15 protein-coding genes are annotated in these 19545 nt (G+C 73.5%); 10 read left to right on the forward strand and 5 right to left on the reverse strand.

The window, feature by feature from the left end; genetic code table 11:
* Positions 1-245: hypothetical protein (locus N1F89_RS17220; RefSeq protein WP_290085582.1), on the reverse strand; the 245-nt coding region annotated here is incomplete at its 3' end.
* A 4-nt stretch (positions 246-249) separates the two neighbouring features.
* On the opposite strand from N1F89_RS17220, the gene N1F89_RS17225 reads away from it, so the two are divergent.
* The 7 genes from N1F89_RS17225 to N1F89_RS17255 all read left to right on the forward strand — a co-directional run bounded on the left by N1F89_RS17225 (position 250) and on the right by N1F89_RS17255 (position 9547).
* The gene (locus N1F89_RS17225) at positions 250-405 is read left to right on the forward strand and encodes a hypothetical protein (RefSeq protein ID WP_290085584.1); all 156 of its coding nucleotides are present in this window, start codon (positions 250-252) and stop codon (positions 403-405) included.
* A 160-nt stretch (positions 406-565) separates the two neighbouring features.
* The gene (locus N1F89_RS17230) at positions 566-2236 is read left to right on the forward strand and encodes a hypothetical protein (protein WP_290085586.1); all 1671 of its coding nucleotides are present in this window, start codon (positions 566-568) and stop codon (positions 2234-2236) included.
* Positions 2233-3396: a class I SAM-dependent methyltransferase gene (locus N1F89_RS17235; RefSeq protein ID WP_290085587.1), complete on the forward strand. Its 1164-nt coding sequence runs from the start codon at positions 2233-2235 to the stop codon at positions 3394-3396. The genes N1F89_RS17230 and N1F89_RS17235 overlap by 4 nt, the downstream gene beginning before the upstream one ends.
* Positions 3386-4015 carry a hypothetical protein gene (locus N1F89_RS17240; protein ID WP_290085588.1) on the forward strand — a complete coding sequence of 210 codons (630 nt, stop codon included), beginning with the start codon at positions 3386-3388 and terminating at the stop codon, positions 4013-4015. Before N1F89_RS17235 ends, N1F89_RS17240 begins: the two co-directional genes overlap by 11 nt.
* Positions 4012-5967, forward strand: a complete 1956-nt coding sequence (locus N1F89_RS17245; protein ID WP_290085589.1) for a cobalamin-dependent protein — start codon at positions 4012-4014, stop codon at positions 5965-5967. The genes N1F89_RS17240 and N1F89_RS17245 overlap by 4 nt, the downstream gene beginning before the upstream one ends.
* Entirely contained in the window at positions 5964-6962 is a 999-nt protein-coding gene (locus tag N1F89_RS17250; RefSeq protein ID WP_290085590.1) for a hypothetical protein, read from the forward strand. The genes N1F89_RS17245 and N1F89_RS17250 overlap by 4 nt, the downstream gene beginning before the upstream one ends.
* Positions 6959-9547, forward strand: a complete 2589-nt coding sequence (locus N1F89_RS17255; protein ID WP_290085592.1) for a pyridoxal-phosphate dependent enzyme — start codon at positions 6959-6961, stop codon at positions 9545-9547. Before N1F89_RS17250 ends, N1F89_RS17255 begins: the two co-directional genes overlap by 4 nt.
* A gap of 98 nt (positions 9548-9645) precedes the next feature.
* On the opposite strand, the gene N1F89_RS17260 is transcribed toward N1F89_RS17255, so the two are convergent.
* The 4 genes from N1F89_RS17260 to N1F89_RS17275 all read right to left on the reverse strand — a co-directional run bounded on the left by N1F89_RS17260 (position 9646) and on the right by N1F89_RS17275 (position 15167).
* Positions 9646-10680: a glycosyltransferase gene (locus N1F89_RS17260; protein ID WP_290085593.1), complete on the reverse strand. Its 1035-nt coding sequence runs from the start codon at positions 10678-10680 to the stop codon at positions 9646-9648.
* The gene (locus tag N1F89_RS17265; protein WP_290085595.1) at positions 10677-12422 is read right to left on the reverse strand and encodes a glycosyltransferase family 4 protein; all 1746 of its coding nucleotides are present in this window, start codon (positions 12420-12422) and stop codon (positions 10677-10679) included. The genes N1F89_RS17260 and N1F89_RS17265 overlap by 4 nt, the downstream gene beginning before the upstream one ends.
* A gap of 10 nt (positions 12423-12432) precedes the next feature.
* A complete protein-coding gene (locus tag N1F89_RS17270; RefSeq protein ID WP_290085597.1) occupies positions 12433-14430 on the reverse strand; it encodes an FAD-dependent oxidoreductase in 1998 nt (665 codons plus the stop codon).
* A 293-nt stretch (positions 14431-14723) separates the two neighbouring features.
* A complete protein-coding gene (locus tag N1F89_RS17275; RefSeq protein ID WP_290085599.1) occupies positions 14724-15167 on the reverse strand; it encodes a MarR family transcriptional regulator in 444 nt (147 codons plus the stop codon).
* 208 nt (positions 15168-15375) lie between these two features.
* On the opposite strand from N1F89_RS17275, the gene N1F89_RS17280 reads away from it, so the two are divergent.
* The 3 genes from N1F89_RS17280 to N1F89_RS17290 all read left to right on the forward strand — a co-directional run bounded on the left by N1F89_RS17280 (position 15376) and on the right by N1F89_RS17290 (position 19493).
* Positions 15376-16422: a substrate-binding domain-containing protein gene (locus N1F89_RS17280; protein ID WP_290085601.1), complete on the forward strand. Its 1047-nt coding sequence runs from the start codon at positions 15376-15378 to the stop codon at positions 16420-16422.
* A gap of 204 nt (positions 16423-16626) precedes the next feature.
* Entirely contained in the window at positions 16627-18228 is a 1602-nt protein-coding gene (locus N1F89_RS17285; RefSeq protein WP_290085604.1) for a flotillin domain-containing protein, read from the forward strand.
* 32 nt (positions 18229-18260) lie between these two features.
* On the forward strand, positions 18261-19493 hold the full coding sequence (locus N1F89_RS17290) for an ABC transporter substrate-binding protein (RefSeq protein WP_290085606.1): 1233 nt from the start codon (positions 18261-18263) through the stop codon (positions 19491-19493).
* The last annotated feature ends 52 nt before the right edge of the window (positions 19494-19545 follow it).

Genomic DNA, 19545 nt, shown 5'->3' on the forward strand with positions numbered 1-19545 from the left:
CCGACGACCACCACCGGCACGCCCACGACGTCCACCTGGGGCACGCCGACGACCACCACCGGCACGCCCACGACGTCCACCTGGGGCACGCCGACCACTACCACCGGCACGCCGACGACGTCCACCTGGGGCACGCCGACGACGACCGGGACGCCGACGACGACCACCTCGGGCACTCCCACGACCACGACGGGAACGCCGACCACCACCACCACCGGGACGCCGACCACCACGACCGGCACCACCGGCGTGCAGGACTTCCTGCAAAGCGGCGGCAAGGAGGTGATGAGCCTGGCGCAGGACCTGCAGGACCAGGCGAAGGAGGAGCTCGACGACGACCGGTTCACCGACCTGCGCGACAAGCTGAACCGGCTGGCCGGCATGCTCATGCAGTACCGGCTGTAGCGCACGGCCGCACGGCCCGGACAAACCCCGGCGGCGCAAGTCCGCGCCGCAGCCGACGCCCCAGCATAGGCCCCGCCCGTCGGCGGGGCCGGTGCCGCGCATCGGCCGCGTCGTGTCGCGCGGCCCGAACACGCGCTGTTTCCACCGATGGAGGCGACAGGTGAGACGCGAGACCGCGAGCGAGGCCGAGTCGATCGTCGGCGCTGCCGCCATGGCGGGGCCGGTCGCGGCCGACCACCGTCTCGGGCGCCGGCCGGACGCGGCGGCCGGCATCCTGCGGGTGCGCGGGCCCTATGCGGCGATGACGGCGCCGCGCCTCATGCGGCTGGTCCGCTGGTCGCTCGGCGCGCCGGGGCGCGGCTTCGGCCTGCTGCCGGATTGCGCGGCTCGCGACGCGGCGGATGAGGGGCGCGTGGCCGCGGAGCCGTATCCGTCCGGCGACGCCGTCGGCATCGCCTCGCCGGACGGCCTGTTCGTGCACGACGGCGACGGCCGCCGGCCGCTCGACGGGGCCGCCTTCGGTCGCCGCCTTGCCGGGGCGGAGCGTTTCGCCGCGCTGGTTCTGACCGGCCATGGCGCCGAGCACTGCATGGCGCTCGGGCCTGCCGCCTGGCTCGCCACCGATGCCGGCTACGGCCTGCCCGGCGCGGTGCTGGCGCCGCAGGCATGCGCGGTGCCGCTCGTCTTTCTCAATGGCTGCGGCACGCTGCGGCTGGCCGGCTCGCCGGTGCCGCGGGCGCTGTCGCTCGCCGCCCGGCTTCATGCCGGCGGCGCCACCGTGCTCGGGCCGATGCGCAACCTGCGCGGCGGCGCCGCGCTCGAGACCGCCTTCGTCGAAAGCGTGCGCGCCGGCCAGCCGGCCGGCCGCATCGCGACGCGGCTCAACCGGCTGCTCGCACGGGCGGCCGGCGAGCTGCCGTCGATCGTGGTTCTCGGCGAGCCCGGCCGTGCGGTCGCCGCGCGGCCTTCTCCGGGGGCGGGCGCGGCCGCGCCGGCAAGGCCCCTTGCGGGCCGCGCCATGCGGCCGCGTTCCCCGGCCGACCCACCGGATGACGCGCAAGAGCGGCTGCACGCGGCGGCTCGGGCGGCCGGCCGCGCGTTGCGCCAGGGCGAGGGCTTCGCGCGCTGGGCCTGGCCGGCCGCCGCGATCCGCGCGGCGATCGCGGCGCTGGAACCGGCGCTGCACCTGGCGCGCCAGGCGCTGGCCGTCGGCGACATGAGCGCGCTGGCGCCGGCCGACCTGGCGCTTCTGGCCGGCCGGCTCGACCGCGCCCGGCGGGCGCTCGCCGCCGCCATACTCGACGACGCCGCCGCCACGATCACCGCCGGCGACTGGCTGCAGGCGGCCTATGCGCCGGTCATGCGGCGCCGGCTGGCGCGCAGCCTGCGCTGCCGCGGCACCTGTTCGGCCGGCGGCGGCGGGCTTCTCGCCGACTACCGCTTCGACGATCCGGCCGGGCTCGCCGCGCCGGTCTTCGCCCGCGAGTGCGACCGCTGCGGCAGCGTCTCGGAATGGATGGCGCGGGCCCGGCCGCCCGGCGCCGCGGCGGCCGGCGCGCACGACCGCACCGCCTGGCTCGACCTGCCGCCGCTCGGCGACGCCGTCGCCGGCCGCGTTCTGGTGCACCGCAGCGCGCGCCCGCGCGCCCGCGCCTGGCCGGAGGCCGGCGGGCGCGTGCGCTTTGCCATGCAGGACTGCCCGGTCGCCGGCCGCGTCACGCTCGCCGCGCTCGCCATCGGGCCGGACGGGCTCGTCGCGCGCTACGGCCATCTCTTCCGCCATCCGGCCGACGGCCGGTTCCACCCCATCGAGACGGAGGACGCCGCATGACGCAACCCGGCACGATCGCGCAGGGCAGCGGCGCGCTGCCGCTGCCGCAGGTGCTGTCCGAGGTCGGCCTGTCGCAGGCGCCCGGCGCCACCTTTCTCAAGCTGTTCGTGCCGCCGCTGTTCGACGGGGCCTATCTGGCCTTCGATGCGGCGGGCGAGGCGGTCGGCGTCGTCGACGGCCCGGGCACCGCGCTGCTCGAGGCGGCGCGCGGCGTGCCGGCCGAGGCGCTGCTGCGCGACGGGCAGGGCGCCATCGACGGCGCCCGGCTGGCGCTGGTCGAGCGCTTTCTCGCGCTCGGCCTGCTCGCCGCCGTGCCGCCGGGCGAGGATCGCAGTGCCGAGGCGCACTGGATCCGCCCGGACACCGCGCCGCAGACGCGCCACACGGGGCCCGGCGCCGACCGCTTCATCCGCGCCTTCTACGGCTATTTCGGCGGCGCCTTCCACGACGGCAGCGTGCTGATCGACAGCCATGGCGAGTTCCTCGAGGCTGTGGCGCGCTACTTCCCGAGGACGCCGGGGCTCGAATGCCTCGATGCCGGCTGCGGCTCGGGCCACTACACCGCCGCGCTCGCCCGCCTCGGCCACACCGTCTATGCCTGCGACATCAGCCGCACGCGGCTCGAGGCGAGCGCGGCCAAGCCGGCAGCGCCCGGCCGCATCGTGCCGGTCGAGACCGACGTCGCCGACATCCCGCTGCCCGACGCCAGCCTCGACTTCGCCATGTGCAACTTCGTGCTCGAGCACGTCGCCGATCCCCTCGCGGTGATCGACGAGCTCCTGCGGCTCTTGAAGCCGGGCGGCACCATGCTGCTCGCCGTGCCGAGCTTCAACGTGCGCGACACGCTCGCCTACTGGCTCTACGACGAGCCGCCGAGCCTGAACTTCGAGCATCTGCGCTCCTACGGGCTGATCCCGCACACCCATCCCTGGTGCGCCGTGACCACCGACACGCTGGCGCATATCGAGCGCCACGGCGCCTCGGTGCTGGCGGTCGAGGGGACGGGCGTGCTCGACGGGCTGTGGGAGCCGTGGCTGTCGGCCGTCGAGGCGCTGGCGGCGCGGCGCGGGCCCGGCTTCGCCACGCAGTGGCCGTGGAACTGTCTCGGCCGGCAGACCATCGTGCATGCGCGCAAGCAGGGAGGCGGCCATGCGGGCTGAAGGTTTCGTGCCGCTCGAGGATTTCTGGGCCGGCTTCTTCGAGATGACGGCGCGGCCCGCGCCGCCGCCACGCGAGCCGGCCGCGCTCGCCGGCTACCTGCGCACCGTGTTCGGCGATCTCGCAGAGCACGCCGTCGCGCCGCTCGCCGCGCTGCCCTTCGAGATCGCCTGCACGGGCTGCCGCAACAATACCGCCGGCACGCCGCGCCCGGCGATCTGCCGCACCCATGTCGGCGTCATCAAGGGCGTGCTGCAGGCGATGACGCACGTGCCGCTGGCGCTCGACTACCGGCCCGGCGATGCCGGCCGCTGCACCATCACCGCCAGCCTGGCCGGGCCGCTGGTGGCGCATGCGCGCCGGCTCGCGCATGTCGAGGCGGCGGGCGACGGGACGCGCTTCTGGGTCACCGACCGCAACCGCGGCGAGGCGGTCGGCATCACCGCCGAGACCTTCGCCGTCCTGGCCGCGCTCGACGAGGAGCGCACGCCCGCGGCCCTCGCCGCCGCGACCGGGCTCGGCGAGCCGGCGGTGCGCGCCATCCTCGACCAGTGCTACGCGCTCGGCCTGGTGAGCTGCCGCTTCGCGCCGGCCGCATCCGACGCTTCGGTCGCGTCATGAACGCGGCGGCGCACTGGCTGCTGGTCTTCCCGCCGCTGGTCCACTCCAACTGGGGCAGCTACTACCCCTCGACCGCGGTGCTCGCCGCCACGCTCGCCGAGGCGGCGGTGACGAGCCGCCAGCTCGACCTCAATGCCGGGCTTCTCGACCATCTGCTGGCGCCGGAGCGGCTGGCGGCGATCGAGCGCGGCGCCTGGCCGCAGGACGCGGCGGACGCCCCGGGCCTGCCGCCGCTCGACGAGCTGCCGCGACGCAGCGCCGCCCAGCTCGTCGCCGCCGACCCGACCGGCATCGTCGACCGCGCCGGCCGTCACCTGCCGCAGGAGGGCAACGACGCGCATGCGCTGGCCGTCGAGCTGTCCCGGCCGCTGCATGTCGACCGCCCGCTGGACGAGATCGTCGGCGCCGGTTTCGCGGCAAGTGCCGCGGCGCGCGCCTATGACGGCTTCTTCGCCGCCTCCGCCCTGCCGGCCGCGCTGGAGGCGACGACCGACGGCGTCGGCATCAGCGTGCCGATGGGGCCGCAGCTCGCGCCGGCGGTGCTGCTTGCCCGCCATGTCCGCGCCCGGCGGCCCGACCTGAAGATCGTCGTCGGCGGCCCGACCGTCACCCTGATGGCGGACGCCATGCTGGCGCATCTCCTGGCGCAGGTGCCGGAGATCGACGCGGCGGTGCGCTACGAGGGCGAGGAGGCGCTGCTGGCGCTGGCCAGCCAGTGCCGGCGCGGCGACTGGGCGCCGCAGGCGGTCGCCAACGTGCACACCCGGCACGGTCCGGCGACGCCCGGGCGCACGCGGCGGCGGCTGCGCGCCGGCGCTTCGGCGCGCTACGACCCGGCGATCATGGCCGGGCTCGTCGCGCCGCGGCTTTCGGTGCAGCAGGCGCGCGGCTGCTACTGGGGCAAATGCGCCTATTGCGACTTCGTCGAGCTGTTCAACACCGGCCTGCGCTACGACGGGCGGCGCGCGGCCGGCGTGCTCGACGAGGTGCGCCACCAGATCGCCGAAACTGGCGTCGACCGGTTCTGGCTCGTCACCGAGGCGCTGCCGCCGACGGTCGGCGCGCGCTTCGCCGAGGCGGTGATCGAGGCCGGGCTCGCCATCGACTGGCGCTCCTTCGCCATGGTCGATCCGGGCTTCACGACCGAGACGCTGCGGCTGTTGCGCCGGTCGGGCTGCAGCAGCCTGACGGTCGGCCTGGAATCGATGACCAGCCGGGCGCTGGCCAATGTCGACAAGCGGGCGGACTGCGCCGACAATCTCGCCTTCCTGGAGGCGGTGCGCGCGGCCGGGCTGGTGATCGACGTCAACCTGATCCCCGACCTGCCGACGACGACGGCCGCCGAGGCGCTCGAAGGGCTGGCGCTGCTCGAACCCTTCGCCGACATCTTCCGCGCGGTGGCGGTGTTTCCCTTCGAGGCGACGCATTCCTCCGCCGTCGGCCGCGACCCCGCGCGCTACGGCCTGGTGCCGCTGGTCGCCGGCGAGGCCGACGACCCGCTCTACCCCAAGGGCCAGGCGCAGTTCTCGTCGAACCGGCTCGGCTACCGCGACGCGGCGATGGACGGGCCGGAGCGCGCGGCGGTGATGGCCGCCTACGGCGCCTTCGCGCGGCGCGTCAACGCCGCGCCGGCGCGCCCGGTCGATGCGCCGCCCGGCGGCCGGCGCTACCGGCTGCGCTCGCCGGCGATCGCCGCCTTCGGCGACGGCGCGCGGGCGCTCGCCTACGACTGGGAGCGCGACCGCGCCGTCGAGCTGCCGGCGGCCGCCGCCGGGCTGCTCGGCTGGCTCAAGCAGCGGCCGCAGGGCGCCACGCGCGGCGAGATCGCCACCTTCCTGCAGCACAGTGCGCGCGTGCCGACGCCGCATCTGCCGGCACTCGGCGCGAGCCTGCTCGGGCGCATGGCGCAAAGCCGTCTCGTCGTGCCGCCGGACGGAGCGGCCGTGCCATGAGCGCGCCCGGCGGCAGGCTGCGCATCCTGTGGGTGCTGGAGGACGGCGCCGGCTTCGGCCCCGGCCGCGACCTGCTGACCACCGAGGCGCTGATGCGCCGGGCGCTGCGCGACGGCCGCTTCGTGCAGCGGCTGACGACGCTGCGCCGCATCGCCACGCATGGCGCCACGGTGACGGCCGACGCGGTGGCGGTGGAGAGCGGCCGGCTGGCGGTCGACCCGATCCCGTTCGACGGGGCGCGGCGCGTGCCCGTCGCCGGCTTCGACGCGGTCTTCGTGCGCGTCGACCCGCCGATCGGCGAGCCGGTGCGCCATGCGCTGCTGCAGCTCGCCCGCGTCGAGCGCGAGGCCGGCGTGCTGTTCGTCAACAGCCCGGCGGCCGTGCTGTCGCGCGGCTCCAAGCTGTTCAATCTCGAGTTCGCCGCCCATCTCGCGCCCGGCCTGGTTTCGGCCGACGTCGCCACCCTCGTCGCCCATGTCGAGGCGGCGGGCGGGCATTTCGTCGCCAAGCCGCTCGATCGCGCCGGCGGCACCGACGTGGTGCGCGTCGAGGCCGGCGCGCCCGAGCTGACGGCGCGCCTCGCCGCGCTCGCCGGCCGCTACGGCTTCCTGCACGTGCAGCGCTACCTGCCCGAGGTCGCGCATCTGGGCGAGGTGCGCCATCTGGTCTTCGACGGGCGCATCCTGGCTGCCTGGCGCAAGCTGCCGGCGGCCGGCGACCACCGCGCCAATCTCGACCGCGGCGCGCGCACCGTGGCGCTGGCCGCCGACCACGACCGCACCGCGGCCGCGGCGCTGGCCGCCGCGGTGAGCCGGCGCGAGCCCGGCTTCCTGTTCTATTCGCTCGACACGATCGGCACGCGGCTCAACGAGCTCAACGTGGAGAACACCGGCGGCCTGCCCGACGCCGACGCGCTCTATGGCGGCGACCATGCCGGGCTGCTGCTCGACCGGCTCGCCGGCCGGCTGGCAGTGGCGCGCGGAGACGCCGCATGAGCCTGCCGCTGCCGCGCGAGCACGGCCTGCCGGACGGCCGGGCGGCGGCCGGGCTGCCCGACGCGGCGGCGCTGCACGCGGCGGCCGCGCGGCTTGCCGGCGAGGCGGTGGCGACGCCGGTGCGCCGGCTCGACTGGCTGTCGCGGCGTCTCGGCCGGCCCGTCTGGGCCAAGCTCGAGCAGGCGCAGCATACCGGCTCCTTCAAGTTCCGCGGCGCCTTCAACGCGCTGGCGCAGATCCCGCGCGGCACGACGGTGATTGCCGCCTCGGCCGGCAATCACAGCCTCGCCGTCGCCGAGGCCGCGCGGCGCACCGGCCATGCCGCGGTGCTGTGCCTGCCGGCGACGGCGAGCCCGCTCAAGCGCGAGCGGCTGGCCGCCTACGACGTCGCGCTGGTGGTGCACGGCGACACCCTCGACGAGGCGACGGCGCATGCGCGCCGGCTGGCGGCCGAGAACGGCTGGGCCTTCCTGTCGCCCTATGACGACGCGCGCGTCGTCGCCGGCCAGGCGAGCCTCGGCTTCGAGCTGTTCGGCCAGCTCGCCGACATCGAGACGGTCGTCGTGCCGGTCGGCGGCGGCGGGCTGGCCGCCGGCATCGGCCTGGCCGCGCAGGCGCTCGGCCGCTCCGTTGCGATCGTCGGCGCGCAGCCGGCCCGGTTCGCCTCGATGGCGCGCTCGCTCGCCGCCGGCCGGGCGGTGCGCGCGGTGTTCCGGCCGAGCCTGGCCGACGGGCTGCTGGTCAACCTCGACGCGGGCGCAACGACGCTCGACTGGGCGCGCCGCGGGCTCGCCGCGCTGCACCTGATCGACGAGGAGGCGCTGGCCGCCGGCTGCCTGACGCTTCTCGCCCGCGAGGCGCTGCTGTGCGAGCCGTCCGGCGCCATCGGCATCGCCGCCGCGCTCGACGGCCGGCTCGACCGGCTGCCGGGGCGCGGGCCGGTCGCCATCGTCTTGAGCGGCGGCAACATGACGGCCGGCGCGGCGGCCGGCGTGCTCGCCTATCCGTTCCGCCGGCCGGCGCTGCTGCGCGCCGTCGAGCTGCACCACCGCGCGCCGGCCGAGGAGCCGGTGCTGCGCGCGCCGCCAAGGCCGCCCGAGGAGACGGCGCCGGCCGCGGCGGAAACGCCCGGCGACTGGTCGCAGCAGGGCCTTGCCGAAGAGCTCGGCGGCGCGCTGGGGGCGGCCTGCCGCCGGCTCGACGATTTCGCCGCGCTGCCGAGCGGCAGGGCCATGGCGCCGGCCGAGCACGCCTTTCTCGACAGCCTGCGCCGCGCCGCGCGGGCGCTGGCCGATGCCGCGGCGCAGCCCGGCCAGTCGCGCGCGGCGCGCGAAAGGCTGATCCGGCTCGGCCGCCGGGCGAGCGCCTTCGTCGACGGCGCGATCGGCTGGCAGGCGGCCGCCTACGACCAGGCGGTGGTGGCGCCGTTCCGGCGCGCCGCCGAGCAGGCGAGCCCGCAGGTCAACTACACCCGCTACCGCGCCACGGCCGTGGAGGAGCTGGAGGACGCGCTCGCCGACACGCTCGGCCTGGCCGGGCCGCAGGCGAGCGTGCTCGCCACCTCGTCGGGCATGGCCGCCGTGGCGCTGGTTCAGGACTGGCTGCTGCGCTGCCGGCTGGCGCCGGGCGACGCGGTGGTGTGCCAGCCCGGCGCCTATTTCGAGACGCTGGAGCACTATCGCGCGCTGCCGCATCTGCGCCTCGTGCCGGCGGCCGACGACGGCGCCGACGCGCTGGTCGCCGCCGTCGCCCGGCATGCGCCGCGCGCGCTGCTGGTCGAGCCGCTGGTCAACACGCCGGACCTGCGGCTGCTCGCGCTCGACCGGCTCCTGGCACGGCTCGACGCGGCGGCCGGCGGGCCGCTGACCGTGGTGATCGACGGCACCATGCTGTCGGGCGCCTGCGCGCCGTTCGCCGGGGCGGCCGGGCGCGGCCCGGTCGAGACGGTCTATCTGGAGAGCGCGGCGAAATATCTGCAGGCCGGGCTCGACCTGACGATGGCCGGCCTCGTCGCCTGTCCGCCGGGCGAGCGCGCCGCCTTCGACCGCATCCGCCGCAACACCGGCGCCATCCTCTACGAGCCGGCGGCCGCGCTGCTGCCGCGGCTGGCGCGTGCCGACCATCTGGCGCGGCTGCGCCGCATGACCGCCAACTGCCTGATCGTCGGCGAAATCGTGAGCCGGCATTTCCCGGCCGATGCCCGCCCCGGCGTGCAGCCGGTGTTTCCCGGTCTCGGCAGCCATCCCGACCATGCGGCGGCGGCCGGCTACGCCCATCTCGGCGGCGTCATGGCCTTCCGCCTGTCGCCGCCGGGGCTCGCCAACCGCTGGCTGCTCGAGGCGCTGATCGAGCACGTGCTCGAGCGCGCGCGGCGCGAGGGCGTGGCGCTCTGCAAGGGCGTCAGCTTCGGCTTCTCGGCGCCGCGCATCTCGGCCGCCTGGGCGCTGTCGCAGTCCTCCGCGCCGTTCCTGCGCCTGTCGGTCGGCGACCAGGGGGCGGCCGAGACGGCGCGGCTCGCCGGGTGCCTGTGCGCCGGCTTCGACGGCTTCTTCCGCGCCATGGCGGCGGCCGGGGCGCTCACCTGAAGCGTCTGCAGGCCAGGTCGAAACCGGTTCGCCGTTCGGAAACGCGGGAAAACAATGAGTTAGAGCCGATCTGCGATTCCGTGAAACGCAGAACGGCTCTAGGCCGCGCGCCGCGCCCGGGCGGCCAGGCGTGCCACATGGCCGGCCATCGCCGTGCCGACGGCGGCCGGCGAGAAGCGCGTGGCGACCTGCCGCGCCGCCGCGCGCAGCGGTGCCAGCGCCGGCCATTCGTCATGCGCGCGGCGCAGCGCGGCGACGAGCGCGTCGTGCTCGACCGCGGCCCAGCCCGGCGTGTCGGCGGGGGCGAAGCCGAAGCGCTCGCGCGTTTGCGGGTCGTCGATCGCGACGTGCCGCCAGGCGACCGGCAGCGCGTTCTCGGCCGTCATGAAGTCGGTGTTGCCGCCATATCCGGTCGCCACCACCAGGTTGCCGGCGGCCATGGCGTCGCTCAGGCACAGGCCCCAGCCTTCCGCGCGATGGGCGCTGACGCAGCAATGGCCGAGGCCGTGCAGCGCGGCGATCTCGTCGTCGCCGGCCGCGCCCGGCCAGGCCACCACGCCCGGCACGGCGGCAAGCTCGGCCGGCAGCGGCGTCGGCGTCTTGACGACCAGCGCCGGGCCGCCGGCAGGGAAGGCGGCGGCGAAGGCGGCGACGGCCGCCGCGACGTTCTTGCGCTCCTCGAGGCGGCCGATCAGATAGAAGACGAAGCGCGGCGGCGACAGGCCGAGCCGGGCGGCCAGCGCCGCGACGGTCGCCGTCCCGGCGGGCGGCGGATCGACGACATGCGGCACCACGCGCACCGGCGTGCCGGCGACGGCCAGGATGTCGCGGCAGAAGCGCGAGGCGGTCCAGATCTCGTCGGGCATGGCGAGCCAGCGCGCCATCGCCGCGGGCACCCGGTCGGGCTCCCACACCGCATAGCCGACCACCGGGCGGTGCGCGAGCTCGGGAAAGGCGCGCCAGTGGCCGGGATAGGTCCACGGCTCGTCGTGCAGCACGACGACGTCGGCCTCCTGCGGCCGCTCGACCAGCCGCATCCCGGCGGCCGCGAGCGCCGCGCGCGCCTGGCGACCGGCGCGCCGGTGGCTGCGGTAGCGGGCGAGCCGGTAGCACACGGCCGGCGGCGGGCTCACCGCGGCCCTCCCGGCTGGCCGGCGGCCGTGCCGACGGCGACGATGCCGTATTTGACGAGCCACATCAGGCTGCGCAGGGCCGGCGTCGCGGCCTCCGGCGGCAGCGCGGCGAGCAGGTCGGCGACCGTCGCCGGCGCCTTCTCCAGACGGCGGACCATGCGGTCGACCTGGAAGTCGTCGAGCATGATCGGCCGCGCCAGCGTGGCGATCGACAGCCGCCGCAGCTGGCCGATCGCGTAGACCGGGTCGGGGTCGGCGAGGTGCACCGTCATGTCGGGCGCGAGCGTGCGGCTGGCATGGCCGGAGAACATCGCGAACAGGTCGGGAAAATCCGGGTGCACGGTGTCGCGCTGCGGGTCGCGGCCGCCGATCACCGGCGCGGCGCCGCGGATGCCGGCGAGCTGGCGCCACAGCTCCTCGTACTGGCCGATCACGCGCGTCCAGTCGTACTCGGTTTCCGCGCGCCGGCGGCCGGCCGCCCCCATGTCGCGGCGCAGGTCGCGGTTCGACGCCAGGTCGGCGATGGCGCGCGCGGCGGCGTCGATGTCGACGCCGGTCGCCTGGGCGGTGAAGGCGATGACGGCGAAGTGGTCGTAGCTCGCGCGCGCATGGCCGTCGGCCAGGTCGATGCCGGCGCCGGCCGGCGCCATGATCGTCGGCACGCGGATGCCGGTCTCGCCGTCGACGACGGTCTCGCGATAGCCGTTCCAGTCGGCCACCACGCAAGGCAGGCCGGCCGCCATCGCCTCGACCGGGGTCAGGCCGAAGGTCTCCTGCACGTTGTCGGCGAGCGAGACGAACAGGTCGGCCGCCGCCCAGCTCGCGTCGGCGGTCTCGGTCTCGCGGCCGTCGAGCCAGTGCACCGGCACGGAGGGGCAGAACAGCCGGCTGGCGGCCAGGAACTCGGCCTCCGCCTCCGGCTCGTTGAACTGGCCGACCATGACGAGATGCAGCTCGCAGTCGTCGCCGGCGCGGCGCGCGGCGAGCTCGACGGACCGGAACAGCGGCACCGGATGCGCCTTGGAGCGGTGGTCGAAGCGGCCGAAGGCAAGCGCCACCACCGCATCTTCGGCGATGCCGAGCCGGCCGCGCAGGTCGCGCCCGGCCGCTTCGCGCGCCGGCGTGCGGGCGAAGCGGTCGAGATGGACGCCGAGCGGGATGACGGGAAGCTGCACCGGCGTGCGGCCGACGGAGAAGCCGCGCCCGGCGAGATAGTCGCTCCAGCCCTCGAAGATGTGCTGGATCGCCTGGCGGGCGCAGTGCGAGGTGCAGATCAGCGCGTCCCACGGCTGCGTCGGCGCCACCAGGAAGTCGCGGATGCTGCGGATCACCCGCTCGGTGGCGACCGAATGGGTGATGCCGCACAGGCTGTAGCTGCGCTCGCCGAGGAAGCGGCGCATCCAGGCGCCCTCCGAGATGATCGGTCCGGGCATGAACACGCAGCCGGCTTCCTCGAGCGCGGCGCGGTCGAACGGCCGCACCCAGCGCGCCGGCGGCGCCCCGGCATGGCGGGCCAGCCGGGCGCGAAACGCCTCGAAGGCCTGCGGCTCCTCGCTCAGGCAGTAGAGCGTGTCCGCACGGCCGTAGCGCGCCAGCGCGTCGAGGAAGCCGGCGCCGGCCGACTGGCGGCCGACGACGTGCGGCTTGTCGCCCTCATAGGCCTCCGGCACGTAGAGGAGGGCGCAGGAGGGCGCGGCGGTGCGCCCGGCCGGCGCGCCGTCGGCAAGCGGAGCGAGCGTCACGCGACCGGCCTCAGTCGGCAGCCGCCGCCGGCGCGGCGAGCGTCGCGCCGGAGGTCTGCGGGTAGGTCTCGTCCGGCTGGAAGGCGGTGTCGTAGGCCGGATAGTCGGCGAACTGGAAGCCGTTGTAGAACACGCCGCCGGAGTTGTGGATCAGGTGCACCACCGCGTCGATCGCGGTGCGCAGCGCCGGCTCGGTCCAGCCGCCCTCGACGCCGTAGGATTCGCCGGCGAAGTAGAGGTTGGAGGCGGCCGCAAAGACCTGGTTGTAGGTCAGAAGGTCGTAGCACTGCTCCCAGGCGCGCTGGCGATAGAGCTTGGCGCAGCCGTGATAGGTCGGCTGCATCAGCCAGTGGATCACCGTCGGCGCCTGCCGGGTGTCGACATATTTCACGATGCTCTCGCCGAGCGTCGACTGGGTGATGCGCTCGAGCTCGTTGAGCACCTTGCTGCCGAGGATGGTGTCGTTGCTGTCGGCGAGGATCTTGAGCGCGTCGTCCTCCCACGTGTAGCTCGCCAGGATGGCCGCGTCGTTGTTGTCGGTGCTCCACTGCACCGAGTAGGCGTCCTGCACGAAGGTGTCGGTGACGATGAGCTGCGGGATCTTCGAGCCCTCGTTCCAGTAGGCCTTGGAGAGCGGGAAGAACACCTTGGCGCTGGCGATCACGTGCTGCTGGTGGATCGCCTCGGGCACCTGCCAGGGCAGCATCGTCGTGGTGTCGAAGCCGTCGAACGCGATCGAGGTCTGCGTCGCCCAGATCGGCGAGGTGACGACCACGTAGTCGGCCGTCAGCGCCGGCGTCGTGCGCGTGTTGACGTGCACGTCGATGGTGCCGTCGGTGTTGCGCTTGAGGCGCGAGACCTGATGGTTGACGTAGAACTGCGCCGAACTGTCGTTGCCGTCGCGCGTGGCGCTGTAGAGCGAGCGCGCGCTGCCCGGCGCGCGCAGGTAGAACATCAGCTCGACCAGCGACTGGATGCCACGATAGAACGGCCGCTCCATCGCCGTGCCGTTGGTGTCGTAGGGCGTGGCGTTGTACTGCGGCAGCAGGTAGGCGTTGTTGAGCCCGCTCACCGTCTGCAGGTCGGAGCTGTAGCCGAACATCACGCAGCGGATGAACCACATGGCGCTGATGGCGTAGAAGGCGCCCCACGAGCCGTCGCCGGTGCCGATGGTGTAGAACAGGTCGGACTCGTAGGGCGTCATGCCGAAGCCGCCGAACCAGCCGTCGCCCTTGTACTCGGCCTGGGTGATCGCCTCGGTGAAGACCAGGTCGGAGAACGACATCTTGTCGTAGTTCTGGGCGATCTGCTGCCACAGCGTGTCCCAGGCCGGGCCGTCGGTGGCGTAGACCGGCGCGACGTTGTCGGTAAAAAGCCCGATCAGCGCGTCGACCTTGCGCGCCACCTCCTGCAGGTCGGGGTTGTCCGGCTGGCCGCCGTCGGGCCAGTCGATCAGCGTCGGCGTGCTGTAGACGTCGTTCGGGCCGAGCCCGTTGTTCATGTAGATGCCGGTGCCGCCCTTGGTCTTGCCCGGGTTGGGGAAGTCGGACAGGTCGGCATGGGTGGTGTTCGGGTTGCCGACCCAGCGCTGGTCCTGGTTGAGGAAGTAGGCGAGCAGGCAGTTGGTCGACTTGCCGGCCGGCACGCCCGACTTGGCGTCGTTGAAGAAGGGCATGCGCATGGCGCCGAGCTCGTAGGCGGTCAGGCCGAACGACTTGCGCTCGGTGTAGAGCCGGCCGCCGAGCCGGCTGCTCGCCTCGAAGATGCGCACGTCGTAGCCCGAGCGCCACAGCTCGCGCGCCACCGTCATGCCGGCCGCGCCGGCGCCGATCACGGCGACGGTCTTGCCGGCCGGCGCCTTGCCGATCGGCATGCCGCTCGCCCAGGAATCGTTCAGAAGCTTGTAGTAGTTGAAGCGCAGGTCGGGCGGGTTGGGATAGTCGGGCAGCCAGGGATTGGCCGTTTCGTTGCGCACGTAAGGAACGGTCTTCTCGAATCCTGGCCGCATGACTTTGCCTCCCTGCCAGTGCCGCGGATCAAGCCCGGTGACGGGTTTTTATTTGCTTTGGAAAATATTACGCAAGTTCCGGTTGCTGTCAATCCACTTGTTCGCGTCTCGATGGCGGGCGGGCTCCGGCTGGCGTTCAGCGCGGCAACGCGTTGATGGCATGCGGCTTTTTCGGCGGCGTTTCCGACAGCACCGGGGCGTCGGCCCGGCGCAGCACGGCGCCCCCGCGCACGCCGGTGCGGGGCGGACGGCGAAAGCTTGCCGTTTCTCGGGTGTGGCGGAGGGGGCCGGGATCAGCCGCGCTGCAGCGCGCGCGGGCCCTCGGCGAGGTCTTCCAGCAGCGCCTTGAGCGCGGCGGCCTTGGAGGCGCCGAGCCGGTCCTCGACGGCGCGCTCGTGCTCCTCGGCGCGGCGCTTCAGCCGGGCATGGATCGCCGTGCCGCGGCTGGTGACGTGGACGAGCACGCGGCGCTGGTCCTGAGGATCGGTGACGCGGTGGATCAGGCCGTTGGCCACCATGCGGTCGGCCAGCTTGGTCAGCGCCGGGTGGTTCATCAGCACCTGCTCGGCGAGCTCGCCCATGGCGCGGCCCTGGCGGTCGCTCAGCACGTCGAGCACGCGCCACTGCTCGACCGTGACGCCCTCCTCGTGCAGGCGCTGGTCGAGATCGGCGTGCAGCCGCCGATGGGCGCGCGCCACATGGTAGCTCAACGAGTTGCTGATCGAGTTCCTGGCCACTGATACCGTCCCGGACTGGCGCGGCGCCGGGCCCGTCCTCACCCTGGAGCCGAGCGCGCGATTGATTTGAAGCCTGACATATTCTATTTTACTCGGAAAATGAAGTGCTCATGGGAGAAGGGGGATCGGCTTGCCAGCAAGCATCCTTCTGAGAGGAGCGCAGAACAAAGGGGTTGCCGCACCGTTTCGCCTGACCGGCGAAGGGGCGGTGCGGTTCGGCCGCGAGGCGGCCTGCCGGGTCGCCGTGCTCGTGCCGATGAACGGCTCGGCCGGCATCTGGGGGCCGTCCTGCATCTCCTGCGCACAGCTCGCCATCGCCGAGATCAACCGGCGCGGCGGCATCCGCGGCCGGCCGGTCGAGCCGGTGTTCCTCAATTCCGACGACAGCGCGGCCGGCGACCTGGAGGTCGCGCTCAACGACCTGATCGAGGACGAGGCGATCGCCGGCATCGTCGGCATGAGCGTCAGCTCGGTGCGCCAGCGGCTCAACAAGCTGGTCTCGGGGCGGGTGCCGCACGTCTACACGCCGCTGTTCGAGGGCAACGAGCGCTCGCCCAACGTGTTCACCATCGGCGAGACGCCGACCGACCAGCTCGTGCCGGCGATCCGCCATCTCGGCGCCATGCTCAAGGTGCGCCGCTGGGCGCTGATCGGCAACGACTACGTCTGGCCGCGCGCCTCGAACGCGATCGCCAAGCAGTGCATCGCGGCCTCCGGCGGTTCGGTCACCTTCGAGGGCTACGTCCCCTTCGGCATCGAGGAGCCGGCCTGGCTGATCGAGCGCATCGTCGAGACGCGCCCCGACATCGTGCTGCTGTCGCTGGTCGGGCAGGATTCCGTCGAGTTCAACCGCAGCTTCGGCGCGCTTGGCCTCGACCGCCACATCTTCCGCTTCTCGACCGCCATCGAGGAGAACATCCTGATGGCGACCGGCGCCGACAACACCCGGCGGCTGTTCGCAGCCGCCTCCTACTTCTCGACGCTGGAGACGGAGCGCAACCAGGCCTTCCGCGAGCGCTATCATTCGCTGCACCAGGGCGTCGCCCCGGCGCTCAACGCGCTCGGCCAGTCGATGTACGAGGGCCTGAACTTCTTCGCCGCGCTGGCCGGCGACGCCGCGCGTGACCCGCGCGCGCCGGTCGCCTACGAGAGCGCGCGGGGCGGCGTCTTCCACAGCAACGAGCGCAAGGACAACCCGACCTACCTGGCGCGCGCCGACGGGCTGCACTTCGCCATCGTCGACCGGCTGAGCTAGCCCGCCGCCATCCGCCATGCCGTCCGGTGGCGCGGCGGCCGGCGGCGCGCTCCCCTTGCCGCGTGCATCCGGTTGCATCGGCCGTGCAAATTCCTTGAAACAGAAAATTAATGATTGAAAAGGAAAGCGATCCTCGCTAAAACCCTTTCCAATTCAAGCAATGCCGGCACGGCCGGCATCGGCACACTACCGGGGGAGGTCCGCGTGGCGTGGTTTGTCGCTTTCGTGCTCGTCGTCATCGCCGCCGTGCTCGTCGTGCTGTTCCTGCACCGCTTCTACGTCAAGTCGTCGCGCGACGTCGCGCTGGTGCGCACCGGTGCGGGCGGACGCAAGGTGATCATCGACGGCGGCGCGCTGGCGCTGCCGATCCTGCACCGGGTCGACCGCGTCAACATGCGCGCCACGCGGCTCGCCGTGGAGCGCAGCGGGCCGCGCGCGCTGATCGCGGCCGATCGGCTGCGCGTCGACCTGGCGATGGAGTTCCACGTGCGCGTCGAGCCGACGCCGGACGGCATCGCCACCGCCGCCCAGGCGCTCGGCTCCAAGGCGTTCCGCGAGGACGAGCTGCAGGCGCTGGTCGAGGGCAACCTGATCGATGCGGTGCAGGCCGAGGTGGCGCGGCGCAGCATGGACGGGCTGCACGAGGACCGCGCCGGGCTGTCGGAGGCGGTCGCCGCGCGGCTCGCCGGCCATCTGGCGCGCTCCGGCCTGCTGGTCGACGCGGTCTCGCTGATCCATCTCGACCAGACGCCGTTTTCCGCCCTCGACGACAGCAACGCCTTCGACGCCGTCGGCATGCGGCGGCTCGCCGAGGTGATCTCGGAAAACCGCAAGGCGCGCATCGCGCTCGAGGCCGACACCGACATCGCCATCCGCAAGCGCCAGCTCGCCCAGGTCAAGGAGCGCCTGGCGATCGAGCGCGAGCAGGAGGAGGCCGAGATCGCCAAGCGGCGCGAGATCGAGCAGCAGCGCATGCGCACCGACACCGAGCTCGCCACCCAGCGCACCCAGTCGGGCCGCATCGAGGAGGAGGCGCGCATCGAGCGCGAGCGCGAGGTCAAGCAGGCCGAGATCGAACGCGACCTGCATCTGCGCAAGCGCGAGGCCGAGGCGCTGGCCGAGCTCGAGATCCGCAAGCTCGACAACGCCATCGCCGTCGCCGCCAAGCGCAGCGAGGAGACGCTGCAGCAGGCCAAGACCGAGGGCGCCCGCGCCAAGGTGGTCGAGGCGCAGGAGGCGGTGCAGACGTCGAAGGACGTGGCGGCGGCCGAGCGCGGCCGCCGGCTCGCCGCGCTGAAGGCGGCCGAGGAGGCCGAGGTCGACGACGTCAAGGTCAAGGCGCAGGTCTCCTCGATCCTGTCGCTCGCCAGGGCCGATGCCGAGGCGACCGGCGTCAAGGGCCATGCCGAGCGCGACCGGCTGGTCGCCGAGGCGGAAGGCCGGCGCGCCCAGATCGAGGCCGACAACAGCCAGAGCGAGGCGCTGATCCGCGCGCGGCTGGAGACCCACAAGCTCGACCGGCTGCCCGAGATCGTGGCGCAGATGATGAAGCCGGTGGAGAAGATCGATTCCATCCGCATCAACCAGATCGCCGGCCTCGGCCAGAACGGCGCCGGCGGCGAGGGCGGCGGCGGCTCGCCGTTCAACCAGGCGCTCGATTCCATCCTCGGCATGTCGGTGCAACTGCCGCTGATGAAGAAGATCGGCGACGAGATCGGTCTCGACTTCGACGCCCAGCTCGCCGGCCGCACCGCCGACGCGGCGGGCCGCGCGGCCAGTGCCGCGCGCATCAAGAAGGACGGCTGACCCAGCCACTCGTGAAGGGAAGGGAGGAACCTATGGCCTTCGACAGACGCGAATTCCTCAAGGGCGGATCGGCGCTGGCGCTCGGCGCCCTGGCCGCGCCGGCGCTGATCGGCCGGGCGGGCGCGGCCGAGCCGATCAAGCTCGGCTCGGTGCTCGACACCTCGGGCATCTTCGATGCCTACGGCAAGCCGATGGACATGGCCATGCGGCTGGCCGTCGACCAGATCAACGCCGGCGGCGGGCTGCTCGACCGGCCGGTCGAGGTCGTCGCCTACGACACCCAGTCCGACATGGCGCTCTACACCCAGTACGGCCAGCAGCTCGCCCGCCGCGACAAGGTCGACGTGGTGCATGGCGGCATCCTGTCGGCCTCGCGCGAGGCGATCCGCCCGACGCTGCGGCGCGCCGAGATCCTGTATTTCTACAACGTGCTCTACGAGGGCGGCGTGTGCGACCGCAACCTGGTGGTCACCGGCGTGACGCCGGCCCAGCAGGTCGAGGTTCTGGTGCCGGCCGCCATCGAGCGCTGGGGGCCGAAGATCTACATCCTGGCCGCCGACTACAACTACGGCCAGATCACCGCGCGCTGGATGCAGAAATACGCCGAGGAGGCCGGCGGCGAGGTGGTGCAGACCGACTTCTTCCCGCTCGACGTGTCGGACTTCGGCTCGACCATCGCCAAGGTGCAGACCGCCGCGCCCGACATCGTCGTCTCGGCGCTGGTCGGCGGCGCGCATCTGTCGTTCTACCGGCAGTGGGCGGCGGCCGGCATGAAGGACAAGATCCCGATGGCCTCGACGACGCTCGGCGTCGGCAACGAGCACAAGGTGCTGACGCCGGAGGAGGGCAACGGCATCCTCGTCGCCTACAACTACTCGCCGCAGATCGAATCGCCGGTCAACTCCGCCTTCCTCGAGGCGTGGGGCGAGAAGTACGGCGACACCGCGCTGGTCAACGAGCTCGGCGTGTCGAACTACCAGGGCGTGCAGCTCTGGGCCGAGGCGGTGCGTCAGGCCGGCACGGTCGAGCGCATGGCGCTGATCGAGACGATCGAGGGCGGCATGTCGATCGAGGGTCCCGGCGGCACCGTCGCCATCGATCCCAAGACGCACCATGCGATCCTCGACGTGCACCTGATGGAGTTCCGGGACCAGAAGACCGAGGTGCTGGAGACCTTCAAGCAGCGGCCGCCGATCGACACGCAGACCGTGTGCGACCTGGAAGCCAACCCGGACGACAACACGCAGTACGAAATCAACATCTGAGGCCGCCCGCTCGGGCGGTGCGCGAGACCGGCCGCCGCGTGCGCGGCGGCCG

The organism is Aquibium sp. A9E412, from assembly GCF_030398335.1.
In the GTDB taxonomy this organism is placed as follows: Bacteria; Pseudomonadota; Alphaproteobacteria; order Rhizobiales; family Rhizobiaceae; genus A9E412.